The organism is Aquirufa sp. (assembly GCF_964796385.1).
Window position 1 is genome coordinate 59,525 of sequence record NZ_CBAUBA010000003.1, and the last position, 16,555, is coordinate 76,079.

The window sequence follows — 16,555 nt, forward strand, 5'->3', positions numbered from 1 at the left end:
AAATAAATCTTAATTCAATAATTCATCAAAAGTCAAGCTAACATAGTACATGGTACCCACCAATGGGTTAGCCCATCCTGTTTGATAAAGCTTACCTCCCAAATTAGTTCCACCCACTTTTAAGATAGATTTCATACTAGACAATCTCTTGCTAACCTGCATATCTAATGTATGGAATGCTGGAATTAAACTTAATTGCTGTTGGTTTAAGACCTGATTAACAATCGATGACTGCCAAACAAACTTCTCTTGATATCTCCATACAGCACTTACACCCCAGCCTGAACCACCGATATTCCGGTTAGATAATGAAACGTTTGTACGGTAGTTAGGTGTATTAAACGCTAATTGGAAATTAGGTAGTCCACCTGTATCCTTCAACTCATTATATGAAACGTTCGTTCCAGCCATCCAGTTATTACCCAATTGGTAATCTAAGCTAACACCCCAACCTTGCGTAATAACTTCACTTTCAACATTTGATGGGAAAGAGAAAATCTTGTTTCCAAGAACAGTTTTATCTTGATGCTGAGAAGGCAATTGAACAACTACTTGTCCCGCTGAGAAGTTGGTGAAACTTGAACGATACGCATACACATCAGCTAATAAACGATTTCCTAACAATCCTTTATATCCAACCTCCATTGTACGCACTTGCTCAGGCTTCCAAGGCTTTGCCGTGTAAGCAACAGGCTTTCCTTGTAGTACCGATGGCAACGTAAATGAATTACCCGATAATTTGTAACGATCTTGAATAACTGCCAAACCTCCTAATAAACGAGCAGACGGAGTCAGTAAGTTGATGTACTGATCTTGTGTCGTTGGGATACGGAAACCTGTTTGGTACGAAGCACGGAAATTCGAACGACCTTCTGTAAATACACCCGAGAAACGAGGGCTAAACTGACCATCAAAATTTTCATTCTTATCATAACGTAATGAAGCAGATAACTTTAACTTGTCAGCTGCAAATTTCTTCGCAAATTGTGCGTAAGCACCATACTCTGAGATTGTAAACTCATCTCCGTTATCTTGCAATGCAAATAAAGAACCTTCTGAATTTAACGCATAGCGACGGAAGTTTGCACCTACAATCATTTCAAACTTGTTGCCAAGTTTCTCAGTCAAATTGTACATACCCTCCAAGTGATATAGCGCTGATTTATCCGTAAACTTAGCTCCTTGAGGCAAAGCCTTTTCTTTTATCGCTGCTACAGCCGTATTAAATGCAGGAGTACCAGGAATCAACCGATTCGCATCAGCAATCGCGCGTGCATTCGCATGATATGTAGGAAATAAAGCTTGGGTACTTGCAATCGCTGTTCCAATAGCCGTAGTAGGATTTCTTGTCGCTGCAAGTGTAGTCTGCAATACAGTTCCAAAGTTCTGTAAAGCTGCACCAGCAAAAGCACCGAAGTATTCTGGGTACCAATCTGTCGAAGGCTTAGCCGCTTCATTTACTAAAGCCCCCAAAGTTCCTGTCGCATATGCATCACCTGAATTCTCTTGCGTTGTATATGCACGAACGAAGAAATTAGATCCTTTCAATTCCGCTTTATATTGACCCATCGAGAAATTCTTGATTGAATAACGATCCGCTCCTGTATACAAAGTAGTTCCTTGACCATAAGATCCTTGCATAATCAACTCAACTTTATCATTAAAACGATAATGCAAAGCTGCATTAAATTTAATGTTACGATTTGTGTACGAAGCTAAATCAGCTTCCTCATATCCCTGACGTGAAACTTGAACATTTGGTGCAATATAGCTTAGAATAGCAGCAGGTGATAATGCCCCGCCCGTAGCACGTGAAATTCCATTAATTCCTGCAGTCAATGGATGGTTTGGCACACCTAATAAAGGTGATAATGAAGACAACATATTCACATTAGTCTCATCACCAAATATACTTACCCCATTATAACCCACATTAGTCCGGTGATTTCCATCGCCTAAACCACGACCATTTAATAAACTCTGATCCCTAAAATCTGTTGATTGCCAATCTTCAGCACTCAACATATTAAAGTTAACCTTGTAAGCCCATTTGTTGTTGATTGCCTTCGCATAACGGAATGAGATGTCGCCATAAGGAGTAGTCGCTTGCGAACGATTCGATGCAGTCATCGCACCCGCTTTGACCTGAGCACTTAAACCTTGATATAAAAATGGCGATTTAGAATTCATCAAAATGATACCGTTAATAGCATTTGGACCATATAAAGCAGAAGCAGCTCCTGGCAATACCTCAACACCTTCTAAATCCAATTCAGAAATACCTACGATATTACCTACCGAGAAATTCAAACCTGGTGCTTGGTTATCCATGCCATCAATCATTTGAACTACACGAACGTTACCGTTTCCGTTAAATCCACGCATGTTGATAGATGAAAATGAAACCGACTGTGTACTCACTTCAACACCCTTTAAATTACGTAAAGCATCATAAAAAGAGGCAGCAGGTGTTTCACGAATGGCACGAATATCCATTTTTTCGATTGAAACTGGCGATTGCATCACTGACTCTTCAATACGAGAAGCTGAAACGACAACGTCTTGTCCCATCAACGCTTGCTCTTTCAAGCTAATTTTCAAATCAGTTTTATTACCCGTAACAGCAATTTCTTGACGCTCATACCCAACCATCGAAACTAAAATAGTAAACGGAGCTGGTGTTGAAGTTGTCAAAGAGAAATTTCCACTGGCGTCAGAAATCGTTCCAATCACCTTGCCTTTTACCGAGATACTTACCCCGATTAATGGCTCTTTTGACCCTTGATCAGTTACCTTTCCACCTACCTTCGTCTGTGCAACAGCTACGAAAGCGAAAAGAAAAAGCACCATAAATAAGGGCATCGTTGAAGTAAAAAGTTTTTTCATAATGTCTAATTTTGTTTACACAATAGAGTGAACAGTTTTAATAGTAAAGCAAATCTAGAAATTTTCGGTAAAATGCCCAATGTTTGACCTTAAAAAACTACTAGTTTTTCAGAAAATATTTTTATTCGATGAACTAATTAGCCTAAATTCCTGTTGCCTAATACATAATTTTCATTTAGAAAGGACCAAAATCTTCCTAACTTTGGCCCAATTAGTAACCACGCATGCGCAACTTAAAATTAATTTTAGCCTTTCTGACGTTAACGAGTCTTAGTATAGCGTGTAAAAGACCCGTTCCAGCCCGACTAAGTATTCGCTGGAATGAAAGTCCTAAACCTAAAGAAGTTGATTATTCAATCGAGGAAAATTGGGCATCGCTGCCTACCCGACTAGATGCGGCGGATAAACTGCCTACCAAATCACCCTTGAAAGATGAGCAGAACAACGCACAAGCGGATGTCTTTTACATTCACCCCACGATTTTAACCTATATACCAAAAAATGAATACCAATGGAATGCATCTGTGTCCGACGAATACCTCAATCGATTAGTTGACAGCACCGCAATCCTAAATCAAGCGAGTATTTTCAATGCTGCTGGAAAAGTTTATGCACCTAGATACCGCCAAGCGCACTATTTTGCCTTTGTAACCGAGTACAAAGAGGACAAAGCTGCGGCATTGGATCTAGCCTATGAGGATATTAAAAAGTCCTTCGACTATTACCTCGCACATTATAATTCAGGAAGACCTATCATTATTGCCGCGCACAGTCAAGGGACGGTACATGCCACCCGACTAATGAAAGAATACTTTGATGGCAAAGCATTACAAAAACAATTAGTTGCTGCGTACATTATTGGTATTGCTACACCCAAAAATACATTTACCTCCATCCCACCATGCCAGACTCCGCGTCAAACAGGCTGTTTCATCGCATGGACAACATTTTTACAAGGATATTTACCTCCTTGGCATCCGGGAGAGCCCACAGATCTTGTTTCAACCAACCCACTTACGTGGACTTTGGATGAAAATTTTGCCCCCAAAGAACTTAATCCAGGAGGGGTTTCCTACGGATTTAAATGGGTACGTCATTTTGCTGATGCCCAAAATCACCAAGGAATTTTATGGACAAACACACCGTATGTTTTTGGCCGAAGCTTTGTCAAAATTAAAAATTGGCACCAAGCAGATCTTAATCTATTTTACGCACCCATTCGAACGAATGCCAAAGAACGCGTAACCGAATTTTTAGGCAAATAATCTATGCAAGAGCATTTTCTAATTATCATGGCAGGGGGAATCGGAACTCGATTTTGGCCCATTAGCCGCAGCTCAAATCCCAAGCAATTTCATGACGTACTTGGGGTGGGTAAAACAATGCTCCAGCAAACTGCTGAACGTTACGCAGGTATTATTCCAGAGGAAAATATCTATGTTGTGACTTCTGAAGAGTTTGCTGTTTTGGTACAAACGCAATTGCCATACTTAAAATCAGATCAGATTTTAAAAGAGCCGCAACGTCGGAATACCGCGCCTTGCATTGCATATGCAGCCTATAAAATTGGCAAAAAACACCCGAATGCAACACTTGTTGTAGCTCCTGCAGATCACGTTATTTTAAAGGAAGAAACGTTTCGGACAAAAATCTCCCATGCCATTGAAACCGCACAGGGCAATTCACTGGTTACACTCGGAATTTTACCAACCCGGCCGGATACAGGCTATGGTTATATTCAATTTCAAACGGGGGATAAAGAAGCTAAAAATGTCAAAACGTTCACCGAAAAACCTCATCTTGAGTTAGCGCAAGCGTTTTTAGAAAGTGGTGACTATGTATGGAACGCAGGTATTTTTGTCTTCACCATCCCTACGTTCAAACGCGAATTAGAGAAAAACCTAGCTAGGTTAGCTGAACAATTTGACGAAGGAGAATCTGTCTATTATACTACGGAGGAAAATGATTTTATCCGTAAAGTATATGCCGTTTGTAAAAGTATCTCGGTAGATAACGGCATTATGGAGAAAGCGCAAGATGTCAAAGTAATCCTTGCAGATATTGGTTGGTCCGACCTAGGTACCTGGAAATCCATGTATGAAATTCACGAAAAAGATGACAATCAAAACGTAATAACCGGAAATGTATTAACATATGATTCCCAAAATTGCATCATACGAACACCCTCAGATAAGTTGGTGGTCATCCAAGGCCTGAACAATTTCATTGTAGCTGAACACGAAGACGCACTCATGATTTGTCCAAAAGATCAAGAACAGGAAGTAAAGAAATTTGTAGAAGCAGCTACAAACATTGATAAACGTTTTTCTTAAGCGGTTGCGATATCAATCAACGTTTGAAAGTCAGGAATAGTCCGAATTTCAGCTGGTAAATTACGATCTGGCTGAAGCACCGCGAAGCCTGTTAACATGATTTGCGTTTCAGGCATATCTTTGGCCATTTGGGCAATGTAATCATCCATTACATCAATGCTGGGCTCAGTTGTAAATACGCTAAAAATATAATCAGGTTTGTGAATCGAATAAGCGAGCAGCAATTCGTCATAAGGCAAGGATTGCCCCAAATAAACGACCGCATGTTTTCGAGCGCGAAAGACATAATTAGCAAAAAGTAACCCAATTTCGTGCAACTCACCTTCTGGCAAATACAACAAAACGCGTTTGGCATTTGGCTTTAAACTTAAATCTTGTTGGTCTATCGCCGAAATCAATTTCTGCCGAATCAAATGACTGATAAAATGCTCTTGCGCCGGACCCACGGAACCCGAAAGCCACAATGTACCTAAGCGGCGCATAAATGGGTAAATCACCTCAAGCATGTAATATTCAAATCCATGGGCATTGACAATGTTACGCGTCAAGGTTTGAAAACGGGCCTCATCTAAATCCATCATGGCAAGCGTTAGTGCTTGCATGTGATCCACGTGATTGAATGATGTTTCTGAAAGATGCAGAATATGTGACACCATTTCTGCATCGCTCATCTTGGCGATCTCAGAAATTTTAAATCCACCTTTTTCCTGAAGCAGAGCAATATTAAGTACAAGTTTAAGTTCGTCATCACCATAATGACGAATATTCGTATCTGTACGCTCTGGCTTTAAAATACCATACCGTTGCTCCCAAATCCGCAACGTATGAGCCTTTATACCACTTATATTCTCTACATCTTTTATTGAAAAAACATTCATAGTTTATAGATTTTAATTAATGCAACAAGCTAACAGGCAAATTGTTACAAATTAAATTGCATAAATATCCAATGGCCTAAAAAAAACAAAAATTGAAGTGCCGCTATTAATCGAAACAAACTAGATTTTGCCGGTAAATCAGCTGAAATATAGACCCAATGAAAGAAAAAACTAGCCATCCACCAGGCTCCAAAATTTTGAATGGGGACATAATTATTTCTCCATTGCCAAAAATCAAAGTTCATGGCAACAGGTTCAATTAATAAATCAAGCGCTGTCATTAAACCCGCACCTAATGCTGCGCGACCAACCTTTCCGCCCAAATTCCATTCCTCAACGACCGCACTCGTCACAATCACCAAAAGCACCCAATTGATTCCAATGGTAATGGGAACTTCTAATACTTTAAATCCGAGAGTTGGCCCATACGCATACTCCCCAAAAATTTTACCTGAACGAACGCCCGCAACCTCAAGCATCCATGCTGCAATTCCGATAGCTGCCAATAAAATATAAGCCTGGGCGCTTGGCTTTGGGAAATGCCAAACACAAATAAATCCCGTAAACCAAAGAGTTAGCGGAACCAAGGACGTAAACATGGGCGAAACAGCTGGCACATGCATTCCCACCAAACCCGATGCGTACACAACAATCAAAAAACGTTTTAATATAACTGGATTCATATTTAAGTATATAATTTACCAGCCAATAGGCTTATTTAGTTCAACTCCATCCAGCCACCTACAAAACTTTAATCCGGCATCCTTTAGCCCAAAGTAGAGATTAGATCCATCTATGTAGGCAATCACACGCCTTTTGGGTTTGTCCAAGATCAAAAATAAAAAAAAGTCCCGGCTTCTTAACCAGGACTTTTAAAATAAACGGGCGGATGATGGGACTCGAACCCACGACCAAGCGCACCACAAACGCCTACTCTAACCAACTGAGCTACAACCGCCATTTAGGACTGCAAAAATACGGAAAGCTTCCAACATTGCAAACCTTAAAACAAAAAAAGCGGGAGAATTTTCATGCTCCCGCTGAAACAATTATTTCTGAGCTGCGATGTAACGCGCCTCCGCTTTAGTCCAATCCACTACGCTCCAGAATGCATCAATATAATCTGGACGTTTATTTTGGAATTTCAAATAGTATGCATGCTCCCAAACATCTAATCCGATTACGGGGAAACCTTTTACGTCTGCGACATCCATCAATGGATTGTCTTGATTAGGTGTGCTAGAAACGGCTACTGAACCGTCTTTCTGAGCTACTAACCATGCCCATCCCGAACCAAAACGTGTTAAACCCGCTTTCTTAAACTCTTCTTTGAAGGCATCAAAAGAACCGAATTTCGCATCAATCGCTGCTGCTAAAGTACCTACTGGAGCACCTCCACCGTTTGGCGATAAGATATTCCAGAATAAATCATGGTTAAAATGTCCACCACCATTGTTACGAACTGCAGGTGCTAATGTGGAAATTGAAGCAAATAATTCTTCAAGGGTCTTTCCTTCTAAGGGAGTGTCTTTAACCGCCGCATTTAAATTCGTGACATACGCATTGTGATGACGATCATGGTGAATCTCCATAGTCAATGCGTCAAAATGAGGTTCCAATGCATTGTTTGCATAAGGTAAGGGTGCTAGTTCAAAAGCCATATCGATATATTTTAGTGTTAATAATTTTTAAACGATTCTAATTCCTAATTTGTTCGAAAGCTTAGCGCTTTCGCGAAAAAAATTCTTTTAATAATAATTCCGATTCTAATGCCATTATTCCGCCAATAACCTCCGTCTTTGGATGCAAAACCTTACTTCCAATGGCCTGAAATCCACACTTCTCCTCTGAGGCGCCAAAAACCAAACGACCAAGTTGCGACCAATAAAGAGCTCCAGCACACATAAGGCAAGGCTCCAAGGTCACATACAAGGTACAATCTTTTAAATATTTTCCTCCGATCGTTTGAGCGGCTGATGTGATTGCCAACATTTCTGCATGTGCAGTCACATCCGTTAATATTTCCGTTTGATTGTAGGCCTTCGCCACAATTTTTCCTTGACAAACTACTAGTGCGCCTACGGGTATTTCGTCCTCTTCCAAGGCTATTTCAGCCTGTCGGAGCGCTAAGCCCATATAATATGCGTCTTCGTTCAGCATAATTTAAGCCGGCATTTGAATAACTCGGTTACGCAAATAAAAATCTAAAAGAACAATCGCAGCCATCGCTTCTACAATGGGCACTGCACGTGGTACAACACACGGATCGTGCCTTCCTTTACCTGAAACAGTTATTTTCTCCCCCTTCTCGTTCACACTATCCTGATTTTGCATGATGGTTGCCACAGGCTTAAATCCAACGCGAAAATAAATGGGTTCGCCATTTGAAATTCCTCCTTGGATTCCTCCTGAATGATTAGTTACTGTCCGCAAGGTCCCATCAGCCTGCTTTTCAATGATATCATTATGTTGGGAGCCGCGCAAAGCAACCCCATCAAATCCACTTCCATATTCAAATCCCTTGACCGCATTTATACTCAACATCGCCTTGCCCAATTCCGCATGTAATTTATCGAATACGGGCTCTCCTAATCCAATTGGGCAACCGGTGATATAAGCTGACACAACACCTCCTACAGAATCCCCTTCCTTGCGGATTTGATCAATGTAAGTGAACATTTTTTCAGCCAATTGAGTATCCGGACAACGAACGGCATTCGTTTCTGCCAAACTTAGATCTAATTGTTCTGCATGCGTCTCTAACTTGAGCGTTCCTACCTGAGAAACATAAGCCGTGATTCGAACACCCAATTGATTCAATACTAATTTTGCCAGCGCTCCAGCCGCCACACGGGCAACCGTTTCACGAGCCGAAGAACGTCCTCCTCCGCGGTAATCACGTAAACCATATTTAGCAAAATAGGTGTAATCCGCATGAGAGGGACGAAATTGATCAGCAATATGCGAGTAATCTTTGGACCGCTGGTCACCATTCCAAACAAGCATGGCAACCGGTGTCCCCGTCGTTTTCCCTTCAAAAATACCAGAGAGCACCTCAACCGTGTCTGCCTCTTTTCGCTGCGTAGTAATGCGCGACTGTCCAGGTTTTCTACGGTCTAATTCGGATTGAATAAAATTCAAATCAAAATCTACCCCGGCTGGACATCCTTGAATAATCACACCAACAGCCGCTCCGTGAGATTCACCAAACGTACTAATCTGAAAAATTTTCCCGTATATACTCCCCATATTTCCTTATTTTTTTGCTTTCCCAAATAGAAATAGCAATGTTATCATCAGCAAAAGAATCACAAAATTAACCAATTGTCTCCAATTGATCCATCTATTCCAAAGAACCGTCAAAGAATCTTTCTTTTCAATCTGATTGTAAATGCCTCCTGACTCCTCTTCCGTATGTAAGAATCTATCAATTGGCGGACCTTTTACAACTAAGACAAGTGAGGACCGCAAGGTGTCAAATCGCTCTTTATCCGTATTAAAATAGATCCATTTAAAATATTTTCCCATTGAAATTTGGCCCGGTTGCTCAGGAATAATCTTAAAAATATCGGTTTTTTGACCAATCATTTGATCGCGAAAAGGAACAACAGAACGTTCTGTGGAAACAGGAGAAAACTCAACAAAATAATCAGAATCTACTTCCTTTGAATCCCATAGAATGCTATTTCCATCACCAATAATGCGCGCACGATAAATTAACGTTTGGCCAGTCCTAACTGCTTTTTGGCTGATTGATTCCTCTAATTTGAAACTTCCTACTGGCACTTTCCCGGCCAATGGGTGTCTTGGTAGTAATTTGGGGGTAATGGTAAGTGAGGTAGACTTAAAATAGATAATCTTTATATTCCGTTCCAAGCCCCTGCCAGCACCAACTTCTTTGACTCGAAAATTCAAAGATGGTATTCGAATCACCTGATTATCTAACGCAAAATAAGTGGCTTGAAAAAAGCGATATTCGGTATATCTCTTCCCCCGAAATTTTACCTTTAAAATACGTTCAGATTGTAATCCAAAATTTTCTTCCCAACAATTCCGCGGCCGCATTTGCTGAATAAGTTCTGGGATTTGTAAGTCATTACGGTCAAAAACTAACTCGATCGCGTTATTTTCAGGAACGTAAAAAGACATTTTTACGGTAAATCCTTGGCCAACAAACGGGTTACGTAAATTACTGCTGACCAAAAAGAAGGCCTCATTCGTATTGGTCAAAGATTCTTCGGGAACCACAAGATCATTGGCAATCTCCTCTGTAGCTCCCTCAGCTACTTGAACAACAAACGACTCCCAAGAAATTTGCTGGCCATTTACCTGAACCTCCTGCGCAGGTATTGCAAAATTTCCAGATCCCGCTGGTTGATAATATTGTGAAAAAGTTTGTGTTTGTACCACTTGCCCATTTTGAAAAAGGGATGCCTTACTCCGACTAACACCTAATTTTTTAAAATTAGGAATCTCTGGAAATTGATAAACAGGTGATTGGTCTGAAACCGGAATCGAAAAATAAATCACTAAATTTTCATTGGTTGTAATTGATTTACTCCCGATTTGTACCGTTAATCCCTCACGTGTCTGTGCAACGATTGGCTTTGGAACACCAAGGAAGAACAATAAACCCAGAAATAATATGATAATCTGACGCATCCGCGCAATTTACACAAATTGTCAAGGAGAAGAATCGATTCAGATTTAAAATTAAAAAAGTTTAACACGAAAGGAAATCCCGACAGCCGCATACCATAGTTGGCCTACATTCAAACTTTTCCCCAATGAAACATCTAATTTTAAGTCATCCGTTACGTAATAGGCAAGTCCACCATCAACCCACGTGTCAGTCAAGTTTGATTTTGGTAGCCGCCCAAAAAACTCAATATACGCATAGCCATTTTGACCTAAGTTAACATTCGGCGCAACACGAATGATACCTTCCATTCCCCCATCTGAGTGAAATTCTGTACCTATATTATAACCAACACCAAAAGGCCCGCCAAGTGAATTTTGCATGGTAAATACAACGTTCCCCAACGAATGAGAAACTTCATTTCGCTCACTAGCATCCCGATTTTGACTATTTATATCATATTGAACAATCACAGCAGTACGCGGGACCCATTTTTTTCCTTCAACTAGGTGAAATTTTGCTCCTACTGATTCCATTTTGAAGCGGGAAATATCTCCCTGCTTTTGAAGTACCGAGTTTAATCGCAACTCTGCCCACGTTACCAAGCCAAATTTCCAAAGAGACGTAGGCATAAGATATTCGAGTTCATCCTTTGAAACATTTCGATTAAAACCCATTTCCGCTTGAAAATAACCCTTTCGGACAATAAATGGGCATTCCGTTTGGTCCGGCCTATCTGTTTCAATACGACCCTCTTGCTGAGCCGATAAAGCAAATGATATACATAAAAATACTAAGCAAATCCATCGCATGTCTGCAATCTACAATTTTTAGGCCAGACTAAAAATTATTTTTTGCTTCCAAAATAAAATCCAAGCATCGAATAAAACCTATTTCCATCTCACATGGCTGTTTCATCAATTGAAGAAACAAAACTGAAAACGAGTAGGTGTATCCCTAAAACCAGTAAACTGATTTTCTGCAGAAAAAATGAACCTATTTCGGAAAAACTAACAAACATATAAGTAAATTGCGTCCTCAAAATTTCCACTAATTACACTGAATCGTGAAACAAAATCAGCATTCATTCGCTGCAAGCTTATGAAAATATCAACAGCCAGATTTGAATCCAAAACATTTACTTTAGGGAACCATTTAACCCAAGAACAAAAGGATTATTTCAAAAAAAATGGTGTTATCCAGTTCAAGAAATTCATATCCCCTGAAACGGCTGAATTGTTCATTACTGAATTTTCAAAAATAGAACAGCGGTGGCTCGCAGAAGAAGTTGAAAAAGTAAATGGAATTCCCCTCAAATTCGGCGAGGATTCAGCAGGCAATAAAATGATTCAACGGATGTGCTTTACCAACAAGTATAGCTCCATTTTAGCTGAATTTTTAAAAGATCCTCGTTTTAGCTTATTAATTGAACTACTCGCTCCTTATGAAGGCAGAATTGGCGAAGAGGAAAAAGATGGGCTAGTTTTTAATCATTACATTAACCATCCAAACTCCAAATTCACACAGATGGGATGGCATACCGATTCTCCACGTGATTTATTTTTGGGCCAGCGAATTTTACCAATGCTAAACGTTGGCATCCACCTAGATAACTGCCCATCTTCGAATGGTGGTCTTCGCGTCTTACCCGGCACGCAAAACCAAGGCGTATTAAAATTACTTTTTGGGAAAAAACAATTTATTGATCACCGTCCAGATACACGCGAAATTGCATTTGAAATTGAACGAGGTGATTTAACCGTTCACGATGGACGCCTTTGGCACCGGGTTGAGGTATCCCCTAATTTTGGCGAAAAATCCCGTCGGCGTGTTATGTACGTCCCCATCATAACAGGGAAATACAAACCTAAAAGTGAAAATAGTCGAACTCCCTTTTACCACCGTTTTGCGAAAGTCATTACAAAATGATGATCTTTTAAGCCTGCGATTCCATAAATGATTGTAAAATTATGGTCGCAGAAATACGGTCAACGGTGCCTTTGACGCGACGGTCTTTTTTCGACATGCCCCCCGCAATCATCGCTTGCATGGCAAGCTGAGAGGTAAATCGCTCATCATGTTCTATGATGGCCATTTCAGGAAATTTCTTTTTGAAATGTTTAATCAACACGCGTACGCCGTGAGTAGAATCAGTGTCTGTATTGTCGAGATTTTTGGGCATCCCAATAACCACTTTGTCTACAAGTTCTTGCTTGAAATAAGCGGCCAAATAATCCAATAGCGTATGGGTAGGAACAGTCTCAAGCCCATTTGCGATGATTTGAAGCGAATCCGTAACGGCTAAGCCAGTCCGTTTCAAACCAAAATCAATCGCCATTATTCGTCCCATACCTAGGCGTAAAAACCCTTGTCGCGCATAATTTTATCCATCAACTTACGGTCATTATCAGAAAAAATCGAAAATGGCAGGTACAAGAACTGATACTTACCCATTTCTAAAATATAGGCTTGCTTGTCTTTGTAAGCTGATAATATCATATCCCACTTTAACATTCCGCCTTCTTTTTCAGAAATTTTCATGAAAATTTGCCGACTGTCAATTTCGTAGCGATACTTGTCAAACAATTGTTTGTATTGCGCAAGTTGGGTAATTCCTGTGAATTGAATTAACCAAAACAGAATATAACCAACCACACCAATGGCTAAAAATATGTAAATCCAATAATTTTTATAGGTTCCAGAAAGGTTGAGGAATACATTTACCCCAACGAGCACTAAAGGAATAAAAGCCCATTTCCATTGATTCGAAAACAATTGACGCATGCAAAGGCCTACGTATTTATTTTTTTCCAATCCGTATTTTTTGGTCTTGATTGCCAGTGGATTGGAGGGTGCTTGCATCTGAGCGCGTTGCTGCCCACCATACATTTTAGCCATAAGTAAATTATTTTAAACGCTAAATAAAGGCCAAAGGTACAAAAATTGGATAATTTTGGGTAATTTTAATTCGCTAATTTAGTTTTTACGTAAAAGAATATGTCGGCAAAACAAGTACTAGACGGTCCAGCCTTACTGCAAAAAATCAGACGAATCTCTTTTCAGATTTTCGAAAATAATTTCGAAGAAAAGGAAATCATAATCGCAGGAATCGTAGGTCAAGGTTTCGCATTAGCCGAAATAATCTGCAAACATCTGCATGAAATATCCAGTATTCAAGCGAAAGCAGTCTCCATCACCTTAAATAAAGAAGTCCCGTACGAAAGTCCCGTTCGGTTTGACACCGACTTGTCAGCACTCGAGAATAAAGTTGTTATTATTGTGGATGACGTTTTAAATACCGGAAGGACGTTTTCTTACAGCTTAGCCCCATTTCTGAGTATCCCCGTAAAAAAGCTACAAGTTGCCGTACTAATCGATCGTAATTATCGAAAATTTCCAATTGCTGCGGACTACATTGGTTATGCATTATCCACTACGCTCTCCGAACATGTAGAAGTAGTTATTTCGGATCCGGCAAAGTGCGGTGTGTATTTACGTTAATCATTCCAAATCTCCCAAGCTTTTTCTGCTTGACCATGTAACATGGCCAACCCTGCATGCGTACCGCCCGCACCCTGCGCTCTCCCTTTGCGCAAAAAACTAGTTTCTAGCGGGTTGTAAACAATGTCATATAGGTAGTGTTGGCTCGTTAATCGTTCAAACGGAATTGGAGGAAAAGTTTCTACATGGGGATGCATTCCTAACGGAGTGGTATTAACAATTAAACCAATTTCAGGCAACAAATCTGCAAGTGAATCATACCCAACTGAATCATCCACTGACGTACGTGAAACTTTGACCACAGATATTCCCAAATCCTCAATAGCCGCAATCACCGCTTTCGCAGCTCCACCTTGACCTAGTACGCAGGCCGACTTAGACTTAAACTCAGCCAAGGCCGACCAATCTAAGAGCGTTTGTTGGAAACCAAAATAATCGGAATTGAATCCTTTGATTCGACCATTTGGCATAAATTTAATGGTATTAACAGCGCCGATACGTGCGGCCGCTTCATCAATTTCGTCTAAAAAGGGAATGATTTGTTGCTTGTAAGGGATCGTCACATTAAGTCCCTTGAGGTTCAAATTATCCCGTAAAATAGTTGGAAAATCTTGAATTGATGGAAGTTCGAACTGTGTGTACGCATGCGAATCCGAAAGTCCCAATACATCAAATTTATCCGTGAAATATTTCTTGGAAAACGAATGCCCAAGCGGATAACCTATCAAACCAAAAAGCGATGTTATAGCCATCTTATTTCTTCGAAAATGACTGTTTAAGTACCCCAATAAGGATGGGCAAAACGGATACACCTACAATGCCTAAGACTACTTTTTCAAAATTGGACTTAACCCATTCGTTATCTCCTAAATAATATCCAGCCAACGTAATACTGAAAACCCACAGACAAGCACCCAAAAATCCATATAATAAGTAAACGGGATAAGACATCCTTCCTGCGCCTGCTACAAATGGAGCTACCGTCCGAACAATTGGGATGAAACGGGCTAAAATGACCATTTTTGAGCCATATGTAGCATAAAACTCCTCCGTCTTTTCAATATGAGACCGCTTCAAAAACAAAACTTGCTCTCTACTTTTAATCCAGGAACTAAAATTACGGCCGATAAAATAATTCAATTGATCTCCCAAAAGTGCAGCTGTAATGAGTAAGGGAATGACCGTTGACAAACTTAATTGACCACTAGCGGACGCCAATAATCCCACGGAAAATAACAAGGAATCTCCAGGCAATAGGGGCATAATAACTAATCCCGTCTCAACAAATACAATCGCAAATAAAAGGGCATAGGTCAGAGAGCCATTGGCCGCGATAAAATCGCTTAAAAAAGTTAATGGATCTTTTAATAGATCAAGCAATAATTGAATCATATGAAAGCGCGGAAATCACGCGGTAAATGAAAGACTTATTTAGTCAAAAAATGATCAAACGTATCGCCACGCAAACCTAGTCGGATTGTCTCAAGCGAAGTTACTTCGCTTGGGGCGATATTCCCCATGTTCACATTGGCGCCCACTAGCTTAACAAACCAAACTTGCTGCGACTTCTGCGGTGCTTCCCAAAGTATCTTATCCTCTGGAATTTCAGTCAAAATTTCTTCTACCAACCCTTGACGAACTTCACCCGAAGAACGAAATAGTCCTACATTGCCTCCTTCACGCGCCTCCCCAATTACCTTCCATGCACCTGCTTCTAACTCCATGCGCATCAATTTAATCCATTTGTAAGGAGGAATGATTTTAGCTTCATCCTTGGAGCCCACTTCTGAAAGCACGGTGACTTGTTGGCTCAATGTCCGAATAAACTCGCATTTCACCTCTGACTCCATCTCAATCGAACCATCGGAGACCTCTGCATATTCCATTCCAAATTCATCTAAAACACGTCGATATTCATCAAACTGTCCTCGAACATAAAAAGCCTCAAAAAGCGTCCCGCCAAAATAAACGGGAATGCCTGCAGACTTGTAAATAGCTAGTTTCTCTTTAAGGTTTGGCGTAACATAAGATGTTGCCCAACCCAATTTAACGATATCCGTGTAGGCACCGGCCATCTCAATAAAATCCTCAACTTGACGAAGGCTCAACCCTTTGTCCATGACCATGGTCAACCCTTTTTGTCTTGGCTTAATGGTCCGGTCAGGAATTTGGCTCAAATTGTAATTCATAGGTTTTTTAGATTGTAACTATTAATTAAATACGTACATGCTAGACACTAGTTCGCAAAAATAAGCATTCCATCTCGTTGTGGCAAATCCCAAAATACTCATATATTTGTCGGAATAAAACTTACCATC

Annotated in this window: 17 protein-coding genes and 1 tRNA gene; 4 read left to right on the forward strand and 14 right to left on the reverse strand. The window is 40.3% G+C overall.

The annotated features are described in order from the left end of the window. Window positions 1–9 precede the first annotated feature (9 nt). A complete protein-coding gene (locus tag AC1W6K_RS01890; protein WP_481946235.1) occupies window positions 10–2,886 on the reverse strand; it encodes a TonB-dependent receptor in 2,877 nt (958 codons plus the stop codon). Between the two features lie 224 nt (window positions 2,887–3,110). Between AC1W6K_RS01890 and AC1W6K_RS01895 the strand changes: the two genes are divergently transcribed. Both AC1W6K_RS01895 and AC1W6K_RS01900 read left to right on the forward strand, forming a co-directional pair. Continuing rightward, window positions 3,111–4,151 carry a DUF3089 domain-containing protein gene (locus AC1W6K_RS01895; protein ID WP_481722425.1) on the forward strand — a complete coding sequence of 347 codons (1,041 nt, stop codon included), beginning with the start codon at window positions 3,111–3,113 and terminating at the stop codon, window positions 4,149–4,151. Between the two features lie 3 nt (window positions 4,152–4,154). Beyond that, complete coding sequence (locus tag AC1W6K_RS01900) at window positions 4,155–5,219, forward strand: mannose-1-phosphate guanylyltransferase (RefSeq protein ID WP_481946236.1); 1,065 nt, start codon at window positions 4,155–4,157, stop codon at window positions 5,217–5,219. On the opposite strand, the gene AC1W6K_RS01905 is transcribed toward AC1W6K_RS01900, so the two are convergent. From AC1W6K_RS01905 to AC1W6K_RS01940, 8 genes are all read right to left on the reverse strand, one after another. Beyond that, complete coding sequence (locus AC1W6K_RS01905) at window positions 5,216–6,097, reverse strand: MerR family transcriptional regulator (protein ID WP_481946237.1); 882 nt, start codon at window positions 6,095–6,097, stop codon at window positions 5,216–5,218. The genes AC1W6K_RS01900 and AC1W6K_RS01905 overlap by 4 nt on opposite strands. Before the next feature lie 44 nt (window positions 6,098–6,141). Then, on the reverse strand, window positions 6,142–6,780 hold the full coding sequence (locus AC1W6K_RS01910) for a carotenoid biosynthesis protein (RefSeq protein WP_481946238.1): 639 nt from the start codon (window positions 6,778–6,780) through the stop codon (window positions 6,142–6,144). 201 nt (window positions 6,781–6,981) lie between these two features. Beyond that, window positions 6,982–7,055, reverse strand: a tRNA-His gene (locus AC1W6K_RS01915). Between the two features lie 91 nt (window positions 7,056–7,146). Next, entirely contained in the window at window positions 7,147–7,758 is a 612-nt protein-coding gene (locus AC1W6K_RS01920) for a superoxide dismutase (protein WP_481946239.1), read from the reverse strand. A 61-nt stretch (window positions 7,759–7,819) separates the two neighbouring features. After that, window positions 7,820–8,257, reverse strand: coding sequence for a nucleoside deaminase (locus AC1W6K_RS01925; protein WP_481946240.1), 438 nt, complete (start codon window positions 8,255–8,257; stop codon window positions 7,820–7,822). A gap of 3 nt (window positions 8,258–8,260) precedes the next feature. Further along, the gene (gene aroC / locus AC1W6K_RS01930; RefSeq protein WP_481720426.1) at window positions 8,261–9,346 is read right to left on the reverse strand and encodes a chorismate synthase; all 1,086 of its coding nucleotides are present in this window, start codon (window positions 9,344–9,346) and stop codon (window positions 8,261–8,263) included. Window positions 9,347–9,352: 6 nt separating this feature from the next. Continuing rightward, window positions 9,353–10,759, reverse strand: coding sequence for a BatD family protein (locus tag AC1W6K_RS01935; protein WP_481946241.1), 1,407 nt, complete (start codon window positions 10,757–10,759; stop codon window positions 9,353–9,355). Window positions 10,760–10,810: 51 nt separating this feature from the next. Further along, window positions 10,811–11,548, reverse strand: coding sequence for a transporter (locus AC1W6K_RS01940; RefSeq protein ID WP_481946242.1), 738 nt, complete (start codon window positions 11,546–11,548; stop codon window positions 10,811–10,813). 289 nt (window positions 11,549–11,837) lie between these two features. Between AC1W6K_RS01940 and AC1W6K_RS01945 the strand changes: the two genes are divergently transcribed. Further along, complete coding sequence (locus AC1W6K_RS01945) at window positions 11,838–12,665, forward strand: phytanoyl-CoA dioxygenase family protein (RefSeq protein WP_481720420.1); 828 nt, start codon at window positions 11,838–11,840, stop codon at window positions 12,663–12,665. Window positions 12,666–12,672: 7 nt separating this feature from the next. Here the strand turns inward: AC1W6K_RS01945 and ruvX are convergent, their stop codons facing one another. After that, window positions 12,673–13,086: a Holliday junction resolvase RuvX gene (ruvX, locus tag AC1W6K_RS01950; protein ID WP_481720418.1), complete on the reverse strand. Its 414-nt coding sequence runs from the start codon at window positions 13,084–13,086 to the stop codon at window positions 12,673–12,675. A gap of 2 nt (window positions 13,087–13,088) precedes the next feature. Continuing rightward, window positions 13,089–13,634: a YcxB family protein gene (locus AC1W6K_RS01955; protein WP_481720416.1), complete on the reverse strand. Its 546-nt coding sequence runs from the start codon at window positions 13,632–13,634 to the stop codon at window positions 13,089–13,091. Window positions 13,635–13,733: 99 nt separating this feature from the next. On the opposite strand from AC1W6K_RS01955, the gene AC1W6K_RS01960 reads away from it, so the two are divergent. After that, a complete protein-coding gene (locus AC1W6K_RS01960) occupies window positions 13,734–14,237 on the forward strand; it encodes a phosphoribosyltransferase family protein (protein ID WP_481720414.1) in 504 nt (167 codons plus the stop codon). Here the strand turns inward: AC1W6K_RS01960 and AC1W6K_RS01965 are convergent. From AC1W6K_RS01965 to AC1W6K_RS01975, 3 genes are read right to left on the reverse strand one after another with little or no spacing between them, the layout of a single operon-like run. After that, window positions 14,234–14,989, reverse strand: a complete 756-nt coding sequence (locus tag AC1W6K_RS01965; protein WP_481946243.1) for a shikimate dehydrogenase family protein — start codon at window positions 14,987–14,989, stop codon at window positions 14,234–14,236. The two genes, AC1W6K_RS01960 and AC1W6K_RS01965, sit on opposite strands and share 4 nt — an antisense overlap. 1 nt (window position 14,990) lies before the next feature. After that, the gene (locus AC1W6K_RS01970) at window positions 14,991–15,629 is read right to left on the reverse strand and encodes a VTT domain-containing protein (protein ID WP_481946244.1); all 639 of its coding nucleotides are present in this window, start codon (window positions 15,627–15,629) and stop codon (window positions 14,991–14,993) included. A gap of 35 nt (window positions 15,630–15,664) precedes the next feature. Continuing rightward, complete coding sequence (locus AC1W6K_RS01975; protein WP_481946245.1) at window positions 15,665–16,426, reverse strand: phosphosulfolactate synthase; 762 nt, start codon at window positions 16,424–16,426, stop codon at window positions 15,665–15,667. Window positions 16,427–16,555 lie beyond the last annotated feature (129 nt).

Excerpts from the sequence above, each read along its gene's own strand:
- AC1W6K_RS01890 (WP_481946235.1), bottom strand. The coding sequence starts at position 2,886 with ATGAAAAAACTTTTTACTTCAACGATGCCCTTATTTATGGTGCTTTTT.
- AC1W6K_RS01895 (WP_481722425.1), top strand. The coding sequence starts at position 3,111 with ATGCGCAACTTAAAATTAATTTTAGCCTTTCTGACGTTAACGAGTCTT.
- AC1W6K_RS01900 (WP_481946236.1), top strand. The coding sequence starts at position 4,155 with ATGCAAGAGCATTTTCTAATTATCATGGCAGGGGGAATCGGAACTCGA.
- AC1W6K_RS01905 (WP_481946237.1), bottom strand. The coding sequence starts at position 6,097 with ATGAATGTTTTTTCAATAAAAGATGTAGAGAATATAAGTGGTATAAAG.
- AC1W6K_RS01910 (WP_481946238.1), bottom strand. The coding sequence starts at position 6,780 with ATGAATCCAGTTATATTAAAACGTTTTTTGATTGTTGTGTACGCATCG.
- AC1W6K_RS01920 (WP_481946239.1), bottom strand. The coding sequence starts at position 7,758 with ATGGCTTTTGAACTAGCACCCTTACCTTATGCAAACAATGCATTGGAA.
- AC1W6K_RS01925 (WP_481946240.1), bottom strand. The coding sequence starts at position 8,257 with ATGCTGAACGAAGACGCATATTATATGGGCTTAGCGCTCCGACAGGCT.
- aroC (WP_481720426.1), bottom strand. The coding sequence starts at position 9,346 with ATGGGGAGTATATACGGGAAAATTTTTCAGATTAGTACGTTTGGTGAA.
- AC1W6K_RS01935 (WP_481946241.1), bottom strand. The coding sequence starts at position 10,759 with ATGCGTCAGATTATCATATTATTTCTGGGTTTATTGTTCTTCCTTGGT.
- AC1W6K_RS01940 (WP_481946242.1), bottom strand. The coding sequence starts at position 11,548 with ATGCGATGGATTTGCTTAGTATTTTTATGTATATCATTTGCTTTATCG.
- AC1W6K_RS01945 (WP_481720420.1), top strand. The coding sequence starts at position 11,838 with ATGAAAATATCAACAGCCAGATTTGAATCCAAAACATTTACTTTAGGG.
- ruvX (WP_481720418.1), bottom strand. The coding sequence starts at position 13,086 with ATGGGACGAATAATGGCGATTGATTTTGGTTTGAAACGGACTGGCTTA.
- AC1W6K_RS01955 (WP_481720416.1), bottom strand. The coding sequence starts at position 13,634 with ATGGCTAAAATGTATGGTGGGCAGCAACGCGCTCAGATGCAAGCACCC.
- AC1W6K_RS01960 (WP_481720414.1), top strand. The coding sequence starts at position 13,734 with ATGTCGGCAAAACAAGTACTAGACGGTCCAGCCTTACTGCAAAAAATC.
- AC1W6K_RS01965 (WP_481946243.1), bottom strand. The coding sequence starts at position 14,989 with ATGGCTATAACATCGCTTTTTGGTTTGATAGGTTATCCGCTTGGGCAT.
- AC1W6K_RS01970 (WP_481946244.1), bottom strand. The coding sequence starts at position 15,629 with ATGATTCAATTATTGCTTGATCTATTAAAAGATCCATTAACTTTTTTA.
- AC1W6K_RS01975 (WP_481946245.1), bottom strand. The coding sequence starts at position 16,426 with ATGAATTACAATTTGAGCCAAATTCCTGACCGGACCATTAAGCCAAGA.